At 48.9% G+C, this 3,303-nt stretch carries 2 protein-coding genes; both read left to right on the top strand.

Annotated features, from left to right (window positions below; translation table 11 throughout):
- Positions 1-1,725, top strand: a 1,725-nt coding sequence (locus ACP45E_RS08605) for an efflux RND transporter periplasmic adaptor subunit (RefSeq protein WP_069584893.1), incomplete at its 5' end; no start/stop codon positions are given.
- Positions 1,722-3,303: efflux RND transporter permease subunit (locus ACP45E_RS08600; protein WP_141707261.1), on the top strand; the 1,582-nt coding region annotated here is incomplete at its 3' end. The genes ACP45E_RS08605 and ACP45E_RS08600, both read left to right, overlap by 4 nt.

Genomic DNA, 3,303 nt, shown 5'->3' with positions numbered 1-3,303 from the left:
TTTAGTGCTAGCCACTACATCTTGCCTGCAAGCCACGATATGAGTGCCATGGCCTCAACTGACGAAAAAGGCGCAGATGAACCCCTCTATTGGGTGGCTCCAATGGATGCAAACTATCGCCGAGATCAGGCAGGGAAGTCGCCAATGGGGATGGACCTTGTCCCAGTCTACGCCTCTGATCTCGCGGGAGAAAATGAAGAAGCTGGCACCGTGACGATTAACCCAGCAGTCGAGAATAATTTAGGCGTAAAAACCGCATTCGTGACACAAGAAAAACTGTCGCCACGCATCGAAACCGTTGGCTATGTCGCGTTTGATGATAGCCTCGTTTGGCAAACCAATGTTCGCATCGCGGGTTGGGTTGAAAAACTCAACGTCAACGCGATCGGTGAGCAAGTTAACAAGGGGGATGTGCTATTCACTCTGTACTCTCCAGAGCTAGTGAAAGCACAAGAAGAGCTGCTGAATGCGTATCGAGCAGGGCACAAAGGGTTAATCCGTGGCGCGACGGATCGCTTAGTTTCACTCGGTGTTGATAAATCTCAAATCAGGCATATCGTAAAAGCAAATCGCGCCTCTCAAACCATTGATATTAAAGCGACCTCTGATGGCGTAATTGCCAGTTTAAACATTCGTGAAGGGGGCTACCTCTCTCCAGCGCAAACCGTGATCAGCGCAGGTCCTCTTAACGAAGTTTGGGTCGATGCGGAAGTCTTTGAGCGTCAATCACACTGGATCACAACGGGCAGCCAAGCCAGCATGACACTTGATGCCATACCGGGCCGTGAGTGGCAAGGCGTTGTCGATTACGTTTACCCCATCCTTGACCCAAAGACTCGTACCCTTCGCGTGCGACTTAAATTTACCAATCCAGAAGGTGAACTAAAACCCAATATGTTTGCCAATATTGCTTTGCAACCAGAATCAAGCGAAAGCGTGTTAACTATTCCACGATCATCGGTTATTCGTTCTGGTGGCATGACACGCGTGGTGCTTTCGCAAGGCGATGGAAAATACCGTTCGGCTCGCATTGAAGTGGGACGAGAAGCCGGTGAGAAAATCGAAGTCATTCAAGGTCTCAATGAGAACGATCGTATTGTGACATCAGCTCACTTCATGATCGATTCAGAATCAAGCCAATCAGCTGATCTTTCTCGCATCAATGGAGTTGAAGCCCCAGCCGAAACCGCATGGACGAAAGGGGAAATCACCGATGTTATGAAAGACCACCGCATGCTAACCATCAACCACCAGCCGGTTCCTGAGTGGAATTGGCCGGGAATGGTGATGAACTTCAATATTGCCGAAGATGTTGATATGGCACAACTGACTAAAGGCCAGATGATTGACTTTGAAATGCAACAAGGGGAATCAGGGCAGTACGATATCGTTACTCTCAATATAGATGACACGGTCATTGCCAGTGAGTTATGGGTCGATGGCGAGATCACTATGCTCATGGCTGATTTTGGCATGGTCACTTTAAAACATGCCGCCGCGCCTGAGTGGAGCTGGGATGCCGGTGAAATGAATTTTTCCGTTGGGGAAGATGTCGATTTATCGGGTTTAGTTGAAGGGCAAACGGTTCGATTTCTAATGTCCAAAGACGGCGCTGAACTCTCTTTAGTTGAGATTGACACTCTCTCAACTAAAGAAAGCCGTACTCAAGATGACAAAGCCTCAATGGATGCCCACGCCCATCACAATATGGGGGATAACCAATGATTACTGCCATTATTCGATGGTCAATCAATAATCGATTCTTGGTTTTAATAGCCTGTATTTTCCTTACCTTAGCGGGACTGTACAGCGTTAAAAATACGCCAGTTGATGCGCTGCCTGATCTCTCTGATGTGCAGGTCATCATAAAAACCAGCTACCCGGGGCAAGCACCACAGGTTGTGGAAGATCAGGTTACCTATCCACTAACAACGGCCATGCTCGCAGTACCGGGCGCTGAAACCGTTCGTGGGTATTCTTTTTTTGGCGACTCCTATGTTTACATCATCTTTAACGATGACACCGACATGTACTGGGCTCGTTCTAGAGTGTTGGAGTATTTAAGCCAAGTCGCCCCTAACCTTCCTGCCAACGCCAAGCCAACACTCGGCCCAGATGCGACGGGTGTGGGTTGGATTTACAGCTACGTGTTGCAAGACAAAACTGGGCAACATGATTTAGCCGAGCTGCGTAGCCTGCAAGACTGGTTCTTAAAGTACGAACTGCAAACCGTTGAGGGAGTATCAGAAGTGGCCACTGTGGGCGGTATGGTCAAGCAGTATCAGGTTCAGATAGATCCGGCGAAGCTTCGTGCCTACGACCTCACCTTGCAACAAATTAACATGGCAATCCAAGATGGCAACCAAGAAACGGGGGCTTCAGTGGTTGAGGTTGCAGAAGCTGAGCACATGGTTCGCACCACCGGCTATTTAAGCAGTATCGAAGACATTAAATCGCTGCCGCTTAAAGTCACCGACAAAGGCACGCCGCTTCTATTGGGTGACATTGCCGAGATCAATACTGGGCCACAAATGCGTCGCGGTATCTCTGAGCTTAATGGTGAGGGTGAAGCGGTAGGTGGTGTGATTGTGATGCGCTTTGGTGAGAACGCCAGTGAGGTCATCGATAATGTGAAAGCCAAGCTCAGTGAACTGCAACAAGGCCTTCCTGAGGGCGTCGAAATCGTGGCTACCTACGACCGTTCAACACTCATTGATGCCGCAGTCGAAAACCTATGGCAAAAACTCATTGAAGAGTTCATTGTTGTGGCGGTTGTTTGTGCGCTGTTCCTGTTTCATATCCGTTCATCACTGGTTATCGCGATTAGCTTACCTGTTGGTATTTTAAGTGCCTTCATCGTTATGCACTGGCAAGGCATCAACGCCAACATCATGTCTCTCGGTGGTATTGCCATTGCCATTGGTGCCATGGTGGATGGTGCGATCGTCATGATTGAGAACGTGCATAAGCATATTGAACGCACACCATTGACGGATAAAAACCGTTGGCAAGTGATCGGTAAAGCGGCTGAAGAAGTCGGTGCGCCGCTGTTCTTCTCGCTTCTCATCATTACACTCAGTTTTGTTCCTGTGTTTGCGTTAGAGGGCCAAGAAGGGAAGATGTTTTCGCCCCTCGCCTTTACCAAAACTTATGCCATGGCAGCATCAGCAGGGTTGGCCATCACACTAGTTCCCGTGCTGATGGGTTACTTTGTTCGCGGGAATATTCTTCCTGAACACAAAAACCCAATAAACAGAGGGCTTGTGGCGCTCTACCGCCCAATGCTGAATCTCAGCCTGAAAT

Source organism: Vibrio genomosp. F10 str. 9ZD137, assembly GCF_049974785.1.
Taxonomy (GTDB): Bacteria; Pseudomonadota; Gammaproteobacteria; order Enterobacterales; family Vibrionaceae; genus Vibrio.
This window is presented reverse-complemented; position numbering and strand designations above follow the sequence as displayed.